The 18371-nt window shown below is 71.4% G+C and carries 16 protein-coding genes; 3 read left to right on the forward strand and 13 right to left on the reverse strand.

From position 1 onward, the window contains the following. A partial coding sequence (locus tag G448_RS18595; RefSeq protein WP_211228018.1) for a hypothetical protein occupies positions 1–199 on the forward strand: 199 nt, incomplete at its 5' end. A gap of 615 nt (positions 200–814) precedes the next feature. Here the strand turns inward: G448_RS18595 and G448_RS0112680 are convergent. The 6 genes from G448_RS0112680 to G448_RS0112705 form a co-directional block, all read right to left on the reverse strand. Continuing rightward, positions 815–1621, reverse strand: coding sequence for a DsbA family protein (locus G448_RS0112680; RefSeq protein ID WP_026408282.1), 807 nt, complete (start codon positions 1619–1621; stop codon positions 815–817). A 301-nt stretch (positions 1622–1922) separates the two neighbouring features. Continuing rightward, complete coding sequence (locus G448_RS0112685) at positions 1923–3329, reverse strand: flotillin family protein (RefSeq protein WP_026408283.1); 1407 nt, start codon at positions 3327–3329, stop codon at positions 1923–1925. Between the two features lie 57 nt (positions 3330–3386). Beyond that, on the reverse strand, positions 3387–3887 hold the full coding sequence (locus G448_RS0112690; RefSeq protein ID WP_026408284.1) for a nodulation protein NfeD: 501 nt from the start codon (positions 3885–3887) through the stop codon (positions 3387–3389). Between the two features lie 156 nt (positions 3888–4043). After that, a complete protein-coding gene (locus G448_RS0112695; RefSeq protein WP_026408285.1) occupies positions 4044–4478 on the reverse strand; it encodes a fluoride efflux transporter FluC in 435 nt (144 codons plus the stop codon). Further along, positions 4475–4972 carry a FluC/FEX family fluoride channel gene (locus G448_RS0112700; protein WP_245572333.1) on the reverse strand — a complete coding sequence of 166 codons (498 nt, stop codon included), beginning with the start codon at positions 4970–4972 and terminating at the stop codon, positions 4475–4477. The genes G448_RS0112695 and G448_RS0112700 overlap by 4 nt, the downstream gene beginning before the upstream one ends. Next, entirely contained in the window at positions 4965–6749 is a 1785-nt protein-coding gene (locus G448_RS0112705; protein WP_026408287.1) for a DUF2079 domain-containing protein, read from the reverse strand. Before G448_RS0112705 ends, G448_RS0112700 begins: the two co-directional genes overlap by 8 nt. An 86-nt stretch (positions 6750–6835) precedes the next feature. Here G448_RS0112705 and G448_RS0112710 point away from each other — a divergent pair, with 86 nt between their 5' ends. Continuing rightward, entirely contained in the window at positions 6836–8233 is a 1398-nt protein-coding gene (locus G448_RS0112710) for an amino acid permease (RefSeq protein WP_026408288.1), read from the forward strand. A gap of 56 nt (positions 8234–8289) precedes the next feature. Here G448_RS0112710 and G448_RS0112715 read toward each other — a convergent pair whose 3' ends face one another. The 3 genes from G448_RS0112715 to G448_RS0112725 form a co-directional block, all read right to left on the reverse strand. Further along, positions 8290–9021 (reverse strand): class I SAM-dependent methyltransferase, encoded by a 732-nt coding sequence (locus G448_RS0112715; RefSeq protein WP_034495267.1) that lies wholly within the window; start codon positions 9019–9021, stop codon positions 8290–8292. 172 nt (positions 9022–9193) lie between these two features. Then, positions 9194–9862, reverse strand: a complete 669-nt coding sequence (locus G448_RS0112720; RefSeq protein ID WP_026408290.1) for a response regulator transcription factor — start codon at positions 9860–9862, stop codon at positions 9194–9196. Between the two features lie 5 nt (positions 9863–9867). After that, complete coding sequence (locus G448_RS0112725; protein ID WP_245572334.1) at positions 9868–11106, reverse strand: sensor histidine kinase; 1239 nt, start codon at positions 11104–11106, stop codon at positions 9868–9870. 241 nt (positions 11107–11347) lie between these two features. Here G448_RS0112725 and G448_RS0112730 point away from each other — a divergent pair, with 241 nt between their 5' ends. Beyond that, on the forward strand, positions 11348–12178 hold the full coding sequence (locus G448_RS0112730) for an inositol monophosphatase family protein (protein ID WP_026408292.1): 831 nt from the start codon (positions 11348–11350) through the stop codon (positions 12176–12178). A gap of 22 nt (positions 12179–12200) precedes the next feature. Here the strand turns inward: G448_RS0112730 and G448_RS0112735 are convergent, their stop codons facing one another. From G448_RS0112735 to G448_RS0112750, 4 genes are all read right to left on the reverse strand, one after another. Next, the gene (locus G448_RS0112735; protein ID WP_026408293.1) at positions 12201–12959 is read right to left on the reverse strand and encodes a class I SAM-dependent methyltransferase; all 759 of its coding nucleotides are present in this window, start codon (positions 12957–12959) and stop codon (positions 12201–12203) included. Between the two features lie 414 nt (positions 12960–13373). Next, positions 13374–14045, reverse strand: a complete 672-nt coding sequence (locus G448_RS0112740) for a response regulator transcription factor (protein WP_026408294.1) — start codon at positions 14043–14045, stop codon at positions 13374–13376. Beyond that, the gene (locus tag G448_RS0112745; RefSeq protein WP_026408295.1) at positions 14042–15193 is read right to left on the reverse strand and encodes a sensor histidine kinase; all 1152 of its coding nucleotides are present in this window, start codon (positions 15191–15193) and stop codon (positions 14042–14044) included. The genes G448_RS0112740 and G448_RS0112745 overlap by 4 nt, the downstream gene beginning before the upstream one ends. 153 nt (positions 15194–15346) lie before the next feature. Further along, positions 15347–18097 carry a lysylphosphatidylglycerol synthase transmembrane domain-containing protein gene (locus G448_RS0112750; RefSeq protein ID WP_026408296.1) on the reverse strand — a complete coding sequence of 917 codons (2751 nt, stop codon included), beginning with the start codon at positions 18095–18097 and terminating at the stop codon, positions 15347–15349. Between the last annotated feature and the right edge of the window lie 274 nt (positions 18098–18371).

The raw sequence follows: 18371 nt of genomic DNA on the forward strand, positions 1-18371 counted from the left end.
GCGGCGTCGGCGGGCGGAGCGGGTCGGGAACCGGGCCCGTGCCGGTGGGCGGGCGGCTGATGAGGCTGCGCGTGCGATCTGGGACGCCTCGGCCCCGCCGGACGGCTCGGAGGCTCACGGCCAACGGCTGGACGGCGACACCCGCACGGCTCGCCAGAGTGATCGGCAGGTGGACGAGGGCGGGTGGCGGGTCCTTTGATGCCTGACTCTGATGCCGCTTTTCAGCCTTGCAACTTCATCGATGTCCGTCGTGCGCATCGGTGGGGCGGGGGGGGGCGGCGCCCCGCTCGCGCATGTCCGAGACTTCTGAGTCTCTGAGTCCGCAAGAGGTCTTCGTGTTCCGGGATATCGTCGGGATGGCCGTGCGCCGGTGGTTCGGCGTGTCCAGGTGTCGCGTGGTCGTATCCTCGTGCGCCGGGTCGTACGTGGCGCCGCGTGGTCGTACGCAACTTCGCGCGGTCGTACCTTTTCTCGCCGAGTCGTACCTTAGAGCCTCCCTAAGGTACGACCGCGTGCATCCGGGTACGACCGCGCGGGCTCGGGTACGACCGCACGCATTCAGGTACGACCGCGCGGGTGGCTCTCGCGGCGACACGGGTCAAGCCCCTGGTGCGGTGTTCCGTTGAATAGGTGCTGATGATCATGGTGGTGCGGGCGTGCCCGGTGGTGCGGTGAGAGTGCGTGTTAGGCGGTGCACGCATGCCGGGCGTGTCTGGTGGTGCGGAAGGTGCGCCTGGTGGTGCGGAAGGTGCGCCTGGTGGTGCGGAAGGCGTGTCTGGTGGTGCGGAAGGTGCGCCCGGTGGTGCGGTGAGCCTCAGGAGACGTTGGCCGCCTGCTCCGCGATCGTGTTGCGCACGTAGTCCACCGGACGGAACCCGTTGATGGCCGCGTCGTTGACGATGAGGAAGGGCGTGCCCTGGATGCCGATATCGTGGGCGTGCTGCGTCGCCTCATTGACCGCGGTGACGGTGGCGGCGTCGTTCATGTCGGTGCGGAAGCGCTCGACGTCGGGCACGCCCGCCTGCCTGGCGAACTCCACGAGGGAGTCCTCGGTGTACTCGGGGTGGTCCTGAGGGTTCGCGGCCGCGTAGACGGCGTCGTGGAACTCCCAGAACTTGCCCTGGTTGCCGGCGGCGATCCCGGCCTGGGCGGCCAGCGGAGAGGTTTCGGTGATCTGCGCGAGGTCGCGCCACTCGATGCGCAGCGTGCCGTCCTGGATCAGGTCGGCCAGCTCGGGCTCGACCTCCTGGGCGAAGCGCGTGCAGAACGGGCAGGCGAAGTCGGAGTAGACGACCATGACCACCGGCGCATCCGCATTCCCCTTGGCGCGGGCGTCGTCGGGGTTGCGCGTGACCTCGCCGTGGGCGACCTCCAGGGTTCTGGCATCGGTCAGTGAGGGGGCGGAGGTCTCCTGCGCCGTCGATGGCTGCGTAGCCGTGGGCGATGCGGTGGTGACCTGCTGCGGCTTCCTCAACTCGCGGATCAGTAGAAGACCCGCGATCGCAGCCAGAAGGAAGGCGATGACGATCAGCAGGACGATGATCAGGCGCTGGCTGCGGTGCGGGGGCGCACCGGGGTCAGTGGGCGGCGTGGCGGGGTCGGTGGGCGGTGCGATCGACATGGACGGCAGTCTGTCAGACGGCGTGCGACGTCGTGCGCCGCCCGCCCCGGCCCGCCCGGTCGCCGATCCGCGTCGGCGCAGGCGTATCCACGCCCGTACGGGGCACTCCCGCGGAGGTCACAATCGGAACACCGCCTTGAGCCCCCCGACCTCGCCCGCGCCGGCCCCGCCCGTGCTGGCGCGCGTGGCCCGGCCCGCATCAGCACGGCCGAGCGGACCGGGCGACGGCGGCGGGCATCGCCTCGGGCCGGGGCCCGTGCGCCGTTCCCGCCCCGGGTCGGCCGGGGCGCCGGCGCGGCGACTACGCCGTGGACGAGCGCCTGCCGCCCTCGTCGTCCTTGGCATCCAGGTAGCGACTGACCATGTCGGTCAGGCCCGAGCCGGTCAGTGACCGCATGACGGCGTTGAGCTGCTCCACGTTGCCGGCCACCGCCTTGGGCAGTGCGGAGGCGCCATCGGTGGAGATGATCGACATGTCCTTGACGCTGCCCATCGGCTCGGCCAGTGCGCGGGCGATGTCGGGGGCCTTGTCCAGCACCATCTGCTGGGTGGCGGCCTCCCCGTACTTGGCCAGCGCGTCCGCCTTGTCGCTCATGGCCTTCGCCTCGGCCTCACCGGCCGCCTGGACGGCCTCCGCCTCCGCACGACCACGGGCCGCGATCGCCTCGGCCTCCGCCTTGGCGCGGGCCGCGGTCGCACGGGCGTTCGCCTCGGCGCGGGCCACGGTCGCCTCGGCATCGGCCTTGGCGTCCAGCCTCGTACGCTCGGCCTCCGCCTCCGCCCTGCGGATGGACTCGACCTTGGTGGCCTCGGCCTCCTGCTCGCGCTGGTAGCGGGAGGCGTCGGCGGGCTTGCGCACCGTCGAGTCGAGCTCGCGCTCGGTCAGCGCGGCCTTGGCCTGGGCGGCCTCCTGCTCGATGACGGCGATCTCGCGCTCCTTGGCGGCCTGGGCCAGAGGGCCGGCCGAGGCCGCCTCCGCCTGGGCCTTGTCCGTCTCGGCCTTGAGCTGGGCCTGACGCAGGTACAGGTCGCGCTCGCGCTCGGCGATCTGCTGACGCGAGGTCACCTCGGCGTCCTTGGCCTCCCTCTCGGCGTTGGCGCGGGCGATGCGGGCGTCCTTCTCGACGCGCTGCTGCTCGGGCACGCCCAGGGAGTCGATGTAGCCGCCCTCGTCGGTGATCTCGGAGATCTGGAGGACGTCGATCTCCAGGCCCATGTTGGCCATGACGGACTTGGCGTCGTCGAAGACGTTCTGCTGGAGCGCGTCGCGGTCCGAGATGAGGTCGGTGATGGTCATGTGGCCGACGATCGAGCGCAGTGAGCCGATGAGCGCGTTGCGGGCCGAGTCGGCGATCGCCTGGTCGGTGTTCGGCTTGCCGAGGAAGCGCTTGGCGGCGGCGCGCACCTGCTCGTCGGAGTCGCCGACCTTGACCGCGGCCACGGCGGAGACGTTGACGTTGATCTTGTTCTCGTCCTCGGCCGTGACGCGGAACCCGATCGTGTTCTGGGTGAAGGGCAGGTACTGGATCGACTGGATGATCGGCAGGACGAAGTCCCGCCCGCCGGGCCGGATGATCTTGATCTCGCCGTTGCGGGTGGACCCGGCCACCAGGCCGGTCAGGTTGGAGGGCACGACGACGACTCGCGAGAGCATGTAGAGCCCCAGTAGGACCGCCAGGACGACGAGCGCGATGATTGCGTAGAGCATCGATCTCCTTGTGTACGTGGTTGTGCGGGTGATATGGGGGTGAGCGGCTGAGGCGCGTCAGGGATCGAGACTCAGGGAGGTCACGACGAGGGCGTCGTCGGCCGTCTCCAGGACGACGGCGGTGGAGCCGGCGTGCAGAGGATCCTCGGAGTGGGCCTCCAGGGTGAGCTGGTGACCGCGCGAGCTCGCCATGACCTCGCCGCGGCCGTCCTTCCACCACAGGACCCGGACCTCCGTGCCGACCAGCTCCCCCGGCGTCAGCGGGACGGCGTTGCGGGGCATGGAGCGCTTCAACCGCACCCACAGGACGCGGGTGCCCGTGCCCGCGGCAAGCGCCGCCGCCAGGGGCGCCCCGATGAGCACCGCCGTCGCCACGCGCTGGCCGGCCATGGCCTGCACGCCGGCGCCGACGGCCCCGAAGACGCCCAGCGCTGCGGCGAGGACCGGCAGGGAGCCGTCGAAGAGGAGATCGTCGAGCCCATCCGTCAGGCCGTCGAGGACCAGGGACAGCGCCAGGATCCCGCAGCCGATGACGGCGCACCAGATGAAAGGGGTCATGTGCGGCTCTCTGCTCGCAAGGTTGGGGAAGGATTCGGGAGGGATTCTTCCACGATGCGTGTCCCGCGGTATGGGGACAACGCCCCTTCGCACGCGAGCGGATTCACACCGACGCGGAGCCGAGGATCACGCTCAGGGCGGTCGGCTTCTTCGCGGTCAGCCGATTCGCGCCAACGCGGATCCGAGACCCGCGCCGATCAACGCCATGGCCAGGGCGCCCGCCGTCATGGCCATGGCGTGCGCCAGCGCCGCTCCGCCGCGGCCGTCCAGGAGCAGGCGGGCGCCCTCCAGACTCGCCGTCGAGAAGGTCGAGTAGCCGCCCAGGAAGCCCGTGCCGACCACCGCGTCGATCCATGACGGCCAGGAGGGGGCTGCGGCCAGCCCGGCCAGCAGGCCCAGCAGGAGGCAGGCCGTGAGGTTGACGGCGATCGTGCCCAGCGGGATCGCGTCGCTCCATCGGGGTCGTCGCGGGCCGGTGCGCGCGCGCCGGCGTCGGGCGACGACCGCGTTCACGCGCGTGTCCACGGTGAAGCGGGCGGCCGCCCCCAGGCCGCCGGCGATGGCGAGCCCCGCCCAGGCCGCCGGGGTCATGACGGGTTCTCCTGCCGGTGCGGCCGCCGGTGCGATCGGCGTCGTCCGATCCGGTCGCCCAGGACCAGGCCGACGGCCGCGGCGGCGAGGCCGGCCGCGAGCGAGCCGAGCAGGTAGGCCAGCGCCGGGACCGCGCGATCGTGCTGGAGCATGCGGGCGACCTCCAGGATGTAGGTCGAGTGCGTGGTCAGACCGCCCATGAGGCCGGTGCCGGCGGCCAGTCGCACGAGTCCGAGACCTCCCCGGTCGGGGCCCATGGCGGCCAGGAAACCGGTCAGCGCGCCCAGCAGGAGGGCGCCGACCAGGTTGACGGTCAGGGTCGCCGTTGGCAGGTGCACGGCGTCGTGCGGCCGCAGCTCCTCCAGACCGGCGCGCGCCAGCGTGCCGGCAGCCCCGCCCAGTCCGACGGCGAGCAGGGCCCGGCCGGTCCGACCGGCTCGACTGGTCCCACTGACCCGGCCCGCCCGGTCGTGCCGGCCCGACGACTCACTCAACGCGCTTCGCCACCTGGAAGCCGTCGACGTCGAGCACGAGGTCGTAGGCGACGTGCCGGGACTGCGTGGCCCACTGCGCGGCGTCCTTCGGCGGCCTGCCGCCCCAGGCCGTGGAGCGGGAGTCCACGATGACGTAGTCCTTGGCCCGGCCGGACTCGCCGGAGGTGCCCACCCAGGACACGGTCGCCTTGGGCACGAGGTAGGCCAGGAGCGTCAGATCCGTCTCGACGGTCGCCCCCTCGGGGATGACGTCGAGCACCTGCTGCGCGGCGTCCGACCGGGGGGACGCCGAGCCGTAGCCCTTCTGGGTCATGGCCCACAGGGGCAGGTCGGAGGCGGTTGCGATCCCGATGATCAGCGGGATCGTCACGCCGACGGCGACCGTCCAGCGGGCCCACACGGGCGCGACCAGCCAGCCGCTGGAGGGCCTGGCGGGCTCAGCGGGGGCGGAGGGCGCGGCGGAAGGGGCGGGCTCGGGCGGCCCAGCGGGCGCGGCGGAGGCTATGGGCTCAGCGGACTCAGCGGAGGCGACGGGCTCGGGCGGCTCAGCGGAGGCGACGGGCTCGGGCGGCTCAGCGGGCGCGGCTGCGGAGCGCCGGGCTCTGCGCTCCCGCAGTCGGGCGACGACGTCGAGCAGCGCCCCCAGCGCGATGGGGATGAGCGCGGCGTTGTAGTGCCAGAACTTCCACTCCCAGTACGCCTCCTTGTCCGCCAGGAAGCGCCATCCCAGGGTCGGCAGCACGAGCGCCATCCACGGCGAGGTCAGGCCGATCCCGCCGGCGGTGCACGCCAGCATGAACAGCGTCGTGATCTTGACCTCCGGGGAGAGCAGGCGGTCGAGCAGGGTGCCGCCGCTGCCGGCGGCCGCCACGCCGTCCCCGGTGTTGCCGTCCAGCCCGTACTGCCAGGATCCCGTCGGACTGAGCAGGGGCACGATGATGAACACCGTCAGGACGAAGGCCAGTGCGCCGAAGAGGGCGAGGTGCGCGCCGATCCGCACCGCCGGCGGCCACTCGCCCCGGCGCCCGGGACGCGGCTGCTCGGAGGATGCCGGCGGACGCGACCGCGCGGAGCGGAGCCACGCCGGGCCGCCTCCGCGGTCGCTCCCGCCGCTCCCGCCGCCGTCGAGCGCCGGCGCCCGGCCCGCACGAGCCTCCCGCCAGCCGCGCAGGGCCATGGCACCGCCCGCCATGATGAGCGTGAGCCCCAGATCCTCCTTGACCAGCACCAGCGGCACGAGCCACAGGGCGCACGCCTCCCAGTCACGTTCCACGAAGGCGGCCGAGGCCCACGCCAGCATCGGCACCGCGAAGACGATCTCGTGGAACTGCGCCTGCGCAGCGCCCTGGAAGCCCCAGGACAGGACGTAGAACAGCCCCAGCGCGCCCGCGACGGGCCGGTTCAGCAGGCGCGTGGCCAGGCGCGTCAGCGGCCAGGCCGACACCGCCAGGAGCAGGTCCTGGACCACCAGGAGCGCCAGCGGAGTGGGGAACAGGCGCCAGAGCGGGCCGAGCAGGACGAGGATCGGGTGGAAGTGGTCGCCCAGGAGGTTGTAGTCGTCGCCCTTGATCGGCACGATCGGGGCCTGCCCGTGCGCATAGGCCTTGGCGAGCTCGGCGAAGATCGCCAGGTCCCAGCTCGGTACCGTCATCGAGCGCCACTGGCCCACGGAGTAGGCGATGAGGGCCCACGCCCCCACCAGGACGGCGAAGGCGGCGGGCAGACGGTCCAGGGCGGCGTCACGAGCGGTCTGCCCGGGGGGACGAGATGTGATCATCATTCCGAGCCTATCCGAGGCCGCACGGCGCGGGCGCGGCCACGCGCGAGTAGGCTGCCCGCGTCCGCACACCTCGAGGAGTTCCCATGGCCGAGCAGGTCGCTCAGGACCAACAGCTGCAACGACGTCTCACCAACAGGCACATCCAGCTCATCGCCATCGGAGGGGCCATCGGCACCGGACTCTTCATGGGCTCCGGCAAGGCCATCTCGGCGACCGGCCCCGGGGTGCTCCTCGTCTACGCGATCATCGGCGGCGTCCTCTTCCTCGTCATGCGGGCCCTGGGTGAGGTCCTCCTGTCCAACCTGGAGTACAAGTCCTTCGCGGACGTCGCCCACGACCTCATCGGGCCCTGGGCCGGATTCTTCACCGGCTGGACCTACTACGTCTGCTGGCTGGTGACGGCCGTCGCCGAGGTCATCGCCATCACGGGCTACATCAGCTTCTGGTGGCCCGACCTGCCGCTGTGGGTGGCGCCGGTGCTCACGGTAACGCTGCTGCTGGGGCTGAACCTCACCACCGTGCGGGCGTTCGGCGAGATCGAGTTCTGGTTCTCCATCATCAAGATCGTGGCCATCATCGCCCTGGTCGTCGTGGGGATCGTGCTGGTGGTCATCAGGTTCACCCCGCCGAGCGGCGCGCAGGCGGACATCGCGAACCTGTGGCGCGACGGCGGCCTGTTCCCCGAGAAGTTCCACGGGTTCGCCGCGGCCTTCCAGATCGCCGTGTTCTCCTTCGTGGGCACCGAGCTCATCGGCACCACCGCCGCCGAGGCCAAGGACCCGGAGGTCACCCTCCCCAAGGCGATCAACGCGATCCCAGTGCGCATCGTCATCTTCTACCTGGGGGCGCTCGCGGCCATCATGTCGGTCACGCCGTGGCGGGAGGTGTCGCCGGAGTCGAGCCCGTTCGTGTCCATGTTCTCGCTGGCCGGGCTCGGCATCGCCGCGGGCCTGGTCAACTTCGTGGTGCTCACGGCGGCGGCGTCGAGCGCGAACTCCGGGATCTACTCGACGTCGAGGATGCTGTTCGGGCTGTCGTGGTCCGAGCACGCTCCGCGGGTCTTCCGCACCCTGACGGCGCGCAGCGTGCCAGGCCCGGCGCTGCTGGTCACCTGCGCGGCGCTGCTGACCTCGATCCCGCTGATGTACGTGTCCACCTCGATCATGACAGCCTTCATCGCGGTGACGACGGTGGCCAGCGTGCTGTTCATCGCGGTGTGGTGCATCATCGTCGTGTCGTACATGCGCTTCCGCGTCCTGCGGCCCGAGCTGCACGAGGCGAGCGCCTTCCGACTGCCCGGCGGGTGGGTCGCCGCCTGGGGCTCCCTGGCCTTCTTCGCCTTCGTGACCTGGACGCTGACGGTGGAGGAGGGGGAGACGCGGCTGGCCGTGGAGGTCTCGCCCCTGTGGCTGGTGGCCCTCGGCCTCGCCTGGTGGGTGCGCTCGGTGAGGTCGCGCCGAGCCGAGCGGACGAGCGCCTGAGGGGCCGCCCGGGGCGCCGGCCCGCGCGGACGAGCATCCGAGGCGCCGGCCCGCGGTCACCGGGCCTTGACGGCGGCGACGACGGCGTTGGCCCGGCCCGGCAGCACCGGATCGGGCCGGGAGTGCTGGTAGGTGACGATCAGCCCCAGCTTCTTGCAGGTCCGCGAGATCCAGGCGGGCGGGACCACGAAGAGCTCGGAGGCGTATCGCTCCTCGCCCCAGGTCAGGGTGACTCGACGACGGTCCTGGTCGGCCTCGTCGTCAAGGCGGATGCGGGGATCCGGGGAGTACGACGCCATCGCGGGGGCCTCGTCGAGGAGGTACTCGGTGCAGACGATGAGGGCCCCGCCGGGCGCCAGGTGATCGGCCGCGCGCTCCAGGACGCGGCGCCGCTCCTCGGGCGCCACCTGTGTGACCGAGCTCGTGGACAGGCAGACCGCCTTGAACGACTCCTCGAAGGAGAAGGCGGTCATGTCCGCCGTGCGGAGCTCGATCCGCTCCACTGCTCGGGTGTGCTGCGCGAGCTCGGCCGCGAGGTGCACGAGGGCCTGCGGGTCGATGTCGGTGGTGAGCACTCGGTGGCCGGCCGTGGCCAGGGGCAGGGTGAGGCGGCCCGAGCCGCAGGCGAGCTCCAGGACGCGCAGGTCGGAGATGCCGGGCTCGGTGACGGTCGTCAGGCTCTCCAGGACCGCCGTCACCTCCGTGCGATCCCGCAGTGAGAGCCGGTGGTGACGGCGGGCCCCGGCGCCGCGGTGCAGCGGCAGAGCGGTCGTGCTGAATGCGGTCATGGCGGGGCCTTGCGAGACGTCGGCGCTCAGCGTTGGAGGGACCATGAGGAATCGCGGGCGGGGTGAAGCATGTCGGAGCCTTTCAGGGGTCGTGCTGCGTGGCGATCCCCATGCTTCTCCCCGCCGCGCGACGGGGGATCGGATGATCGGCTCAGTCGATGGGATGAGCCGATCAGACAAGCCTGTTGCGCAGGGCGTGGACGACGGCGCCGACCCGGTCCTGGACGCCGAGCTTGGCGATGAGGGCCGACACGTGCGTCTTGACCGTGGCCTCGCTGACGCCCAGGCGGTGGGCGATCTGCTTGTTGGACAGCGCCTCGACCATGAGGGCGAGCACCTCCAGCTCGCGGTGGGAGAGGGCGACGCCCGCCGGCAGTGCCCTCGGCGCCGGGGCGGTGCTCGGCGCAGCGGGCGCGGACGGGGCCGCCCGGTGCCCGATGAGCGCCGATGAGCTGGGGGACAGGACCATATTGCCGCTGGCCACGTGGCGGATCGTGTCGGCCAGGGTGGTGATCGGGTCCTCCTTGGCGAGGAAGCCCCTCACCCCGGCGGCCAGAGCGCGTTCCAGGACGGCGTCGGCGACGAAGGTGGTCAGGATGAGGACGCCGAGCTCGGGGCGCTCCCGGTGGAGGATCTCCGCCAGCGCGATGCCGTCGATGCGCGGCATCTGGATGTCGAGGAGGAGCACCTCGACGGTGGTGCCCCCCGAGCCCAGACGATCGAGGACCTCCTGCCCGTCCCGGGCGGCCCAGGCGACGCGTATGTCCTCGGTCGTATTGAGGATATCGGTGAGGGTGCGGCGAACGAGGGGATCGTCGTCGGCGAGCCCGACATCGATCATCGTGGTCATGCGGTCCTCTTCAGCGGGGCGGGGTGTGATGAGGCGAGGGGGACGGTGGCGGCGACCATCCAGGAGCCGTCCTCGGCCAGGGTCGTCAGGGTCCCGTCGATCGCGGCGAGGCGCTCGCGCATGCCCAGGATACCGGTGCCCGAGCGGGGGAGCCCGGAGGAGCCACCGGCACCGGCGATGCCGTTGGTGGACACGAGCCGGAGGACATCGGGGCCAAGAGCGAGGGTCAGCGTGACGGGGGACTCGCGGTCGGCGTGACGGATGATGTTGGCCCCCATCTCACGGGCCGCCCGGGACATGGCGCTCGCCTGGAGGCGACTGGGGACCTCCTCGCCGACGCAGCGGAAGACGACGTCGAAGCCCGCGGCGGAGACGTCGTCGCTCACGGCCCGGACGGCGGCGTCGAGGTCCACGACGGCATGACCCAGGCCGGTGGCCGTCGCCACCGCCGAGCCCTGCGCGGGAGTCGTCTGGCGCAGGGCGCGCAGCAGCAGGCGCAGCTCGTGGAGCGCGTCGGAGGCCGTCGAGACCACGGCCGCGAACTCCTCCCGCGCCTCCGGCGAGTAGGAGGCGTCGGTGGCGGCCCTCCGGGCGCGCAGGGCGGTCTGCGACATGGAGTAGGCGACCAGGTCGTGCATCTCCCGCGCGATCTCCAGGCGCATCTCCTCCAGCTGCTCGCCGGCTCGGCCGACCTCCCGCCGCCGGGCGACCTCGGCGGAGCGCAGGGTCATTCCGACCGACAGCAGCAGGACGCACAGGAGCAGGTTGAAGAGAAGACCGGCGATGTTGGTCGCGGTGATCTCTGCTGGCGGCGGTATCAGGGCGGACGCGACGTCGACCAGGACGTTCATCAGGAAAAGGGACACCGCCGGCCACGCCGGGAGGAAACGGCCCAGGAAGAGGGAGAAGGCGCCGTTGGGGATGACCATGTCCGACGCGGAGGCCTCCGGGGCGACGAGCAGGACGATCCAGCACAGCTGGTAGGCGATGAGTCCCGCTGCCGGCCGCAGCGGGATAGCAGTCACCAGGATGAGAGCGACCAGCATGAAGGCGACATCGGGGAGCTGGAGCACGCCAACGGGTGTGGCTAGGACATTGACGATAATACTCCCGACTCCGAAGATCGCTCCGACGGCCATGTACATGCGTCGTCCGGCCAGGTCGTCGGGGGCGTAGGTCGCCACGGCTCGTCCGTGCGCCGTCAGGGAGGCGACCACGTCGCCCAGCGTGCTCATCGATCCGACCCCTCGCCTCGTGGCATGCCTCTGCGACCAACTTTAGCAAGCGGTGACAGGCGGGCCTCTTGCAGCGGATCCCAGCGGGTTGGGGCATCGGCCGGTGGGATCACCGAGCCGGTCGCCCGCCGGGCCGCACGGACGCCCGTGCTGGCGAGCGGTATGCTGCGTCCTCGACCGGGGGCCGCAGCGGCATCGCGCAAGGTGGTCCCGGGCTCCGACCCGCTGAAGGGAGAGACCATTGACGAGCTCGCAGACCGCACCACTCGCCCACGAGGACGACGCCGTCGAGCTGGACCGGTTGCTCGCGCTCGCTCTCGACGCGGTCCGCGCGGGGGCGCGGCTCGGGCTCGACCCGGGGGAGGAACTGCGCATCGACACCAAGCGCAACCGCAACGACGTCGTCACCCAGGTCGATCGCGGCATCGAGGCTCTCATCGCCGAGCGCCTGGCCCCCACGGGCCACCCGCTGCTGGGGGAGGAGGGGCACACGGTCGACTCCTGGCGCGGTCGCGTCTGGGTGCTCGACCCGATCGACGGCACGCTGAACTATGTGGCGGTCCACCGCCACTGGGCGATCTCGCTGGCTCTCGTCGAGGACGGGGTGCCGGTGCTCGGGATCGTGGCCGATCCGGTGGACGACCGCCTCTGCACGGCCGTGGTCGGACGGGGCGCCCGTGCGGGGCGGCTCCTCGGGGAGGACGCCGACGGCGATCGGCGGCTGCCGCGCATCGCGGACACCCCTCTGACCGACGGCGTCGTCATCGCCCACCTCCACGCCCTGGACTGCCTGCGGCACCTGCCCGGGATCATTCGTTCCTCCCGGGGCATGCGCTGCTACGGAGCGGCGGCGCTGGAGCTCGTCGAGGTGGCCGCGGGACGGGCGGGGTGCCTGGTCCACCCCTGGTTGCGGCCATGGGACGCCGCCGCCGGCATGCTGATCTGCCAGGAGGCGGGCGCGGTGGTGACCCGTCTGGACGGGACGCGACTGGACGTTCGCGAGCCGGGCTCCCTGCTGGCGGGCACGCCGAGCGCTCACGCCGAGATGGCCGAGCGCCTCGTCCTCGGCTGAGGGCCGGGGACGAGGCGGGCGCTTAGGACTGCCGGGCGGCGAGGGTCACGTGCATGTGCCCGGGGTAGGACGGGTCGGGCCGGGATCGTTGGTAGCTCACCGCCATGCCCAGGCGGGTGCAGGTGGTGGCGAGCCAGGACGACGCGATCAACTGGGACTGCGGGGTCTCGAGATCCACGTCCCAGTGGAGACCGGGCTTCCGGCGGCCCTCGAGCGCCAGGTGCTCCACCGGCTGGATGGCGGGAGCCCCGGCACCGACGAGGGACGAGGCCGAACGTCGGACCTCCTGCGTGGAGATGATGAGGAAACCGCCCGAGCCGATGTGATCTCCGGCGCGCTTGAGTATCTCGCAGCGCTGGACGGCGTCGAACAGGGCGAGCCCGGCGGCCGGGATGTGGACGGCCTTGAACTCCTCGGGGAACCAGAAATTCCGTATGTCCGTCAGCCGCAGCTCGACGCGCGTGGCGATGTCGGCGCGCTCCGGCGTGGAGGGGACGAGCCGCTCGGCCATAGTGGCCAGGTTCTCGGAGTCGATGTCCGCGGCGAGAACATGATGCCCGGCGGCCGCGATGAGGAAGGGTGACCGGGGCCCGCCGCAGCTGAACTCGAGGACGCGTCGCTTGGCTAGATTGGGCGGACCGACCTGGGAGAGAACGTCGAGCACGCTCTCGATCTCGAAGTGGTCGTGCGCGGCGGCGGAATGAGCGCCCGCCGCGCTTGAGACGGGGCGCAGCGGCGCGGCCTCAGTGACGGGGGAATTCCATGGGAATTTCAATGGCATGCTTCCGGGGGAGAGTGGAATGAGCCGTGCGGGTGGAGTCCGTTCTGGACGAACCAACTCCACCCGCACGGGCAGGGACAGCCAGGGATGACCAGAGACCCTCAGGGAAACCAGGGAGTTTCAGGGAGACTCAGGGCCCAGGGCATTCAGGGACTGTCAGGGGTGATTCAGGGACCGCATATGTCAGGGACTTCAGAGAAATGAGCGGGATCCCTCAGGGGGGGGAACCAACCGATGACGATGAGTCAGTGGCCCATCCACCACCAGCTGGAACGCCAAATGTAGTACGCTCCCGAGGGAGATGAGTTCATCTACATCACCTTTCATTTCCTTGAAGTGAACCTGACAAGGACAATCATGCACGGTTCGCCGCGGCTGTACATCCTCCGGTCGTCTCCTCCGATAGGAGGATGGTCAGACCAGTCCGTTGCGCAGGGCGTAGACGACGGCGCCCACCCGGTCCTGGACGCCGAGCTTGCCGATGAGCGCGGAGACGTGGGTCTTGACGGTCGTCTCGCTCAGTCCCAGCCGGGTGGCGATCTGCTTGTTGGACAGCGCCTCGACCATGAGGACCAGGACCTCGGACTCCCGCGGGGACAGGGTGACGCCCGGCGGCAGGGCCTCCGGGACGTCGGGCGAGGGCGCGGCCGCCGGGGTGGCGGGCGCGGACCAGCCGCCGATGATGGCCGAGGAGGTCGGGGACAGGACCGTGTTGCCCGCGGCCACGTTGCGGATGGTGTCCGCCATGTTCGTCACCCGGTCCTCCTTGGCGATGAAGCCGCGCACGCCGGCCGCCAGGGCGCGGTTGAGCACGCCGTCGGCGACGAAGGTGGTCAGGATGAGGACGCCGACCTCGGGGTAGTCCTCCCGGACCTTCTGCGCCAGAGTGATGCCGTCCATGCGCGGCATCTGGACGTCCAGGAGCAGGACCTGGACGTCGGGCGCCTCGGGCGAGCGCAGCAGGTCGAGGGCCTCCCGGCCGTCGCAGGCGGTCCAGGCGACCCTGATGTCCTCGGTCGTGGCGAGGAGCTCGGTGAGGGTGTCGCGGACGAGGGCGTCGTCGTCGGCCAGGCCCACGCGGATCATGAGTCGCCCCCGGGGAGCGGGGTCCGCGAATTGTCCACCGGGACGGTGGCGGTCACGATCCAGGAGCCGTCGTCGGCGAGCGTCGTCAGCTCGCCCCCGATGGCCGTCAGGCGCTCGCGCATGCCGAGCACCCCCGAGCCGGAGCGGGGCAGATCGCCGGGCGTCGTGCGGATCCGGTTGGTGGAGACCAGGCGTATGGCGTCGGGGCCCAGTCGCAGGGTCATGGTCACCGGGGCGTGCGGCTCCGCGTGACGAACGATGTTGGCGCCCATCTCGCGGACGACCCGGGAGAGGGTGGAGGCCTGGGAGCGCGTGGGGGAGGCGCTCCCGCGGCACTGGTAGGTGACGTCGAATCCGGCGACGGCGATGTCGTCGCTCACGGCGCGCACCGCGGCTCCGAGATCGGTGACGACGTGCCCGAGCCCGGTGGTCTGGGCGACGTCGAGGGCGAGCTCGGGGGTGGCCCGTCGCAGGGTGCGCAGCAGGAGGCGCAGCTCGTGGAGGGCGTCGGCGGCCGTGACCTCCAGCGCGGCGAAGTCCTTGCGGGCGGCCTCGGGGTAGGAGGTGTCCGCGGCGGCGCGCTGGGCCCTCAGGGCGGTCTGGGACATGGAGTAGGCGATGAGGTCGTGCATCTCCCGGGAGATCTCCAGGCGCAGCTCCTCCAGGCGCTCCTCCGCCTGGCGCGCCTCCTCCAGGCGCGACCGCTCGCTGGCCCGCATCATGGAGCCGATGGGAATGATGATCAGCCCCATGGTGATCTGGAAGGCCAGTAGCCCGGAGTAATCGAAGGCGCCGGTCGCGTCGCGCTGTATGGCGGGGATGTTGGCGCCGACTGTGATGAGGAAGACCACCCCCGCGTACCCCGGCGGGAGGAAGCGCCCCAGGAAGAAGAAAAAGGCGACGTGGGTCAGCGTCATGTCCGAGGAGTAGGTGTCCGGCAGGGCGAGCAGGAGGAGCCAGCAGACGAGGTAGGCGATGACGCCCCAGACGGGACGCAGTGGTATCACGGCGAGGATGAGGAGCGCCGCGACCGTGAAGGCGAAATCGATGGTGCTGGGGCGAAAGGCGTTGAGACTCTTGGTCGCCAGCACGATGTTCGCCATGCCGACGAGGATCCCGATCGACACGTACACGTGTCGGCCGGTCATGCGATGGAGGAAACTGGGACGCCACTGGGGTATGGGATTTGAGGGCCCATGCAAGGTCGTACTCATGGTGCCTTTATTCATCGAGTGCTTCTGCCACATGGTTACCATAACAAGTGCTCGCAAGGAAATATGGTAGCGACAAGGCGTGTCCTTCTACAGATCCCCGGTCCGCTGGAGGCGCTGCAGACTCAGCCAGCCCGTGGGGATGGGAATCCAGAAGGTAACCAGACGATAGACGATCGCGACCGGCAGGGCCACCCCGCTCGGGATGCCGGCCGCCACGAGTCCGGCGGTCAGCGCGATCTCGACCGGACCGATACCCCCCGGCGAGGGGACCACCGAGCCCACCGTGTTCGAGGCGAGGTAGGTGATGGCCAGGACCGAGAAGGGCAACGTGTACCCGAAGGCCCACAGACTCGCGCCGAAGGAGAGGATGTAGCTGAGACTCAGCAGGAGGGTGCCGCCCACGCCCAGCGCCAGGCGCAGCGGGTTGGACATGATCCACACCAGGCGCGGCCACACCTGCCGGTAGGTCGGCTCGATCTTCGCCCACACCCAGGTGCGCACGCGCGGTACGAACAGTGCCGAGCCGATGACGGCCATCAGCACGACGGCCCCCAGCACGAGCCAGGCCGAGGGCAGGGTCAGGCCGGTGGACTGCCCGGTCATCGCGGCCAGGACGATGAGCAGCACGACCGCCACCAGGAACTGCACGACCTGCACGAGCGCGACGGTGGCCACGGAGACGGGGGTGGGCACGCCCTTGCGGTTGAGGAAGCGCAGGTTGATGGCGGCTCCGCCGACGCCGGCGGGGGCGACCAGGGCGACCACGGAGCTGGCCAGGTGCACCTCGGTCGATCTCCACACGCTCAGACGCACCGGGCTGAAGGCGACCAGTGAGAGGCCGGCGCCCAGGTAGGTCGCCAGGGAGAAGACGAGGGCGGCGAGGACCCACCACCCGTTGGCCGTGGACACGGCTTCGCTGATCTGCTCGAAGTTCATGCGCGCCAGCAGCGTCCACAGGGCCGTGAGCCCGACGACGGCCATGATGACGGTGCGCGGGGAGAACCGGGCGAGCCTGGCGGGCTCGGCGTGAGCGGTGGGGGTCAGGTCCACCAGGGCGTCGCGCAGCTCCTGGAGCAGCCGGCCGCGCCGTCCCAGGGCGTCGCGGGTGGCCGCGGGCAGCACGACGCGCTGGAGCATCGGCGCGATGGAGGCGAGCTGCGGGGTGGTCAGCGACCGGGAGGCCGCGGCGATGGCGCGGTCGACCCCGACGACGGAGGCCGTCAGGGCGAGGGCCTGAGCCAGGTCCACGCGCCGCGACAGCTCGGAGGAGATCGTCTCGCCCGAGTCCCAGTCCAGGAGCCAGACGCGACTGGCGGAATCGACGACCACGGTGGAGGAGTCGATGGCGCGGTGGGCCAGGCCGGCGGCGTGGGCGCGGCCCAGCTGGTCCCACAGCTGCCCCAGGATGTCGTTGGAGACCGACCCGAGGGATCCCAGGGAGCGGGCGCCGACGACGTGATCGGTCGCCAGCAGGACGGACTCGTCGGCCTCGGCCATCCCGAACGGCGCCGGCGTGCGCACATGGGCGCGTCGGGCCTCCAGGGCCATGAGGGCCGCGTGCTCGGCGGCGGAGCGCACGGACAGGCCCCGCTCGGGGGACAGCCCCTTGACGCGGATGCGATCCCACAGTGTGGAGACGAAGCCGGCCACCTGCTGGTCGGTGTCCAGGACGGTGACGTCGTAGCGGGTGCCGTCGGCGTCCCACACCGCGTAGAGCCGGTGCACCGAGGGGCGGCCCTCGGTCAGGGCGGCCGAGGATGCCTCGGCCAGGACCGCCGTCAGATCGACGTCGTCGGCCCGCACGATCGTCGCGGTCTCCTCCGGCAGGAGTGTGGCGGCGACCTCCTCGTCGGCCTCGGCGGTCTCCATCCAGTCGTCGTCGGACTCGGCCAGGACGGCCGGCCTGGTCAGGGGGTTCTCCCGCACCCGCTCGGTGTAGCCCAGCGGGGTGTCGGTCTCGACGGTCCACGCGCGCGCCTCCGGCGCGCGGTCCATGCGCACCACCCGCACGGCGTCGATCCCGGCGCGGCGCAGGGCGCGCACGAGGGCGATGCCGTGGGCGCGACGGTCCTCCACGCCGAACGCGTAGCGGACCGCCAGGCCCGGGATCCGGCCCAGCAGCACGGACAGGATTGCGCCGGGCAGGGTCAGCGCGCTGCGCAGAACGGTCAGGCCGACGATGATCCACACGGCGGTCCAGCCGTAGCGCACCGTCCGCGAGGTGCGCCGTTCGCCCGAGCCGGTGAGCATGCCGGCGAGGATGGCGAAGACCGTGGAGATGCCGACCCGGGCGATGCCCGAGGTGGTGATCGTCAGGCCCGAGACGATGACGTGCGGGGCCCAGATGGTGACCACGACGAGCGTCGTCCACGACAGGAGGAAGCCGCCGACGCCGGCCAGCAGGGCCTCCCCGGTGGTGCGCCACGAGCGGCGCATGAGGTTGGGCAGGATGACGGCCACGGGCACCGCGAAGGTCGCCAGGCCCTCGACGGTCTGCAGGGGGAAGACGAGGATCTGGCGCAGCAGGATCGCCAGGGCGTTCTGCACATCGGCGGTGACCCCGGTGGTCGTCTCGCGGGCGTAGGCCGCCAGGATGAACATCGAGGCGGCGCCGACGGCGGTCAGGGCGACGTCGAGCAGGTCCTCGATGCGGCGCAGGCGGTGGGGCGCGGCGTCCACCAGGAGGGTGGTCGAGCGGGGCGGCTGCGCGGCCGGCGGGGTCGGGCGCTTCGCGATGATGGGGGTGAGACCGATCCGGGGGATGCCGACGGGCGAGGTCGCGGGCGTCGAGGAGGCGGCGCCGGCGACCCGCGGGTCCGGGGGCAGAGCGGAGGTCATGGTGGAAGTCTACGGGCGGGACCGGGGAGTTCGCCCAGTCCTATGGAAGATCTGCGGGCGGGGGACGGTGACGGCGCCGCGCCGGTGGGGGCGGGCGGTTGCGAGTGGTGGATGCGTTGTTACGTGGACGAACTGCGAGTGCTGAGGGAGCGTGGGGGTTGTTCTGCGGGAGCGGATGTGCTTGGGTTGCGTGCGTCACAGTGCGGTGGCTGGGCGGTGCGCCGTCGGGGCGGGCCGTCCGTGCCCGCCGGGTGGATCCCTGGACCATGCCCTC

Origin of the sequence: Actinomyces gerencseriae DSM 6844 (genome assembly GCF_000429265.1) — a bacterium.
In the GTDB taxonomy this organism is placed as follows: domain Bacteria; phylum Actinomycetota; class Actinomycetes; order Actinomycetales; family Actinomycetaceae; genus Actinomyces; species Actinomyces gerencseriae.

Excerpts from the sequence above, each read along its gene's own strand:
- G448_RS0112710 (WP_026408288.1), top strand. The coding sequence starts at position 6,836 with ATGGCCGAGCAGGTCGCTCAGGACCAACAGCTGCAACGACGTCTCACC.
- G448_RS0112695 (WP_026408285.1), bottom strand. The coding sequence starts at position 4,478 with ATGACCCCGGCGGCCTGGGCGGGGCTCGCCATCGCCGGCGGCCTGGGG.
- G448_RS0112685 (WP_026408283.1), bottom strand. The coding sequence starts at position 3,329 with ATGCTCTACGCAATCATCGCGCTCGTCGTCCTGGCGGTCCTACTGGGG.
- G448_RS0112735 (WP_026408293.1), bottom strand. The coding sequence starts at position 12,959 with ATGCCATTGAAATTCCCATGGAATTCCCCCGTCACTGAGGCCGCGCCG.
- G448_RS0112715 (WP_034495267.1), bottom strand. The coding sequence starts at position 9,021 with ATGACCGCATTCAGCACGACCGCTCTGCCGCTGCACCGCGGCGCCGGG.
- G448_RS0112750 (WP_026408296.1), bottom strand. The coding sequence starts at position 18,097 with ATGACCTCCGCTCTGCCCCCGGACCCGCGGGTCGCCGGCGCCGCCTCC.
- G448_RS0112680 (WP_026408282.1), bottom strand. The coding sequence starts at position 1,621 with ATGTCGATCGCACCGCCCACCGACCCCGCCACGCCGCCCACTGACCCC.
- G448_RS0112720 (WP_026408290.1), bottom strand. The coding sequence starts at position 9,862 with ATGATCGATGTCGGGCTCGCCGACGACGATCCCCTCGTTCGCCGCACC.
- G448_RS0112745 (WP_026408295.1), bottom strand. The coding sequence starts at position 15,193 with ATGACCGGCCGACACGTGTACGTGTCGATCGGGATCCTCGTCGGCATG.
- G448_RS0112690 (WP_026408284.1), bottom strand. The coding sequence starts at position 3,887 with ATGACCCCTTTCATCTGGTGCGCCGTCATCGGCTGCGGGATCCTGGCG.
- G448_RS0112705 (WP_026408287.1), bottom strand. The coding sequence starts at position 6,749 with ATGATCACATCTCGTCCCCCCGGGCAGACCGCTCGTGACGCCGCCCTG.
- G448_RS0112725 (WP_245572334.1), bottom strand. The coding sequence starts at position 11,106 with ATGAGCACGCTGGGCGACGTGGTCGCCTCCCTGACGGCGCACGGACGA.
- G448_RS0112740 (WP_026408294.1), bottom strand. The coding sequence starts at position 14,045 with ATGATCCGCGTGGGCCTGGCCGACGACGACGCCCTCGTCCGCGACACC.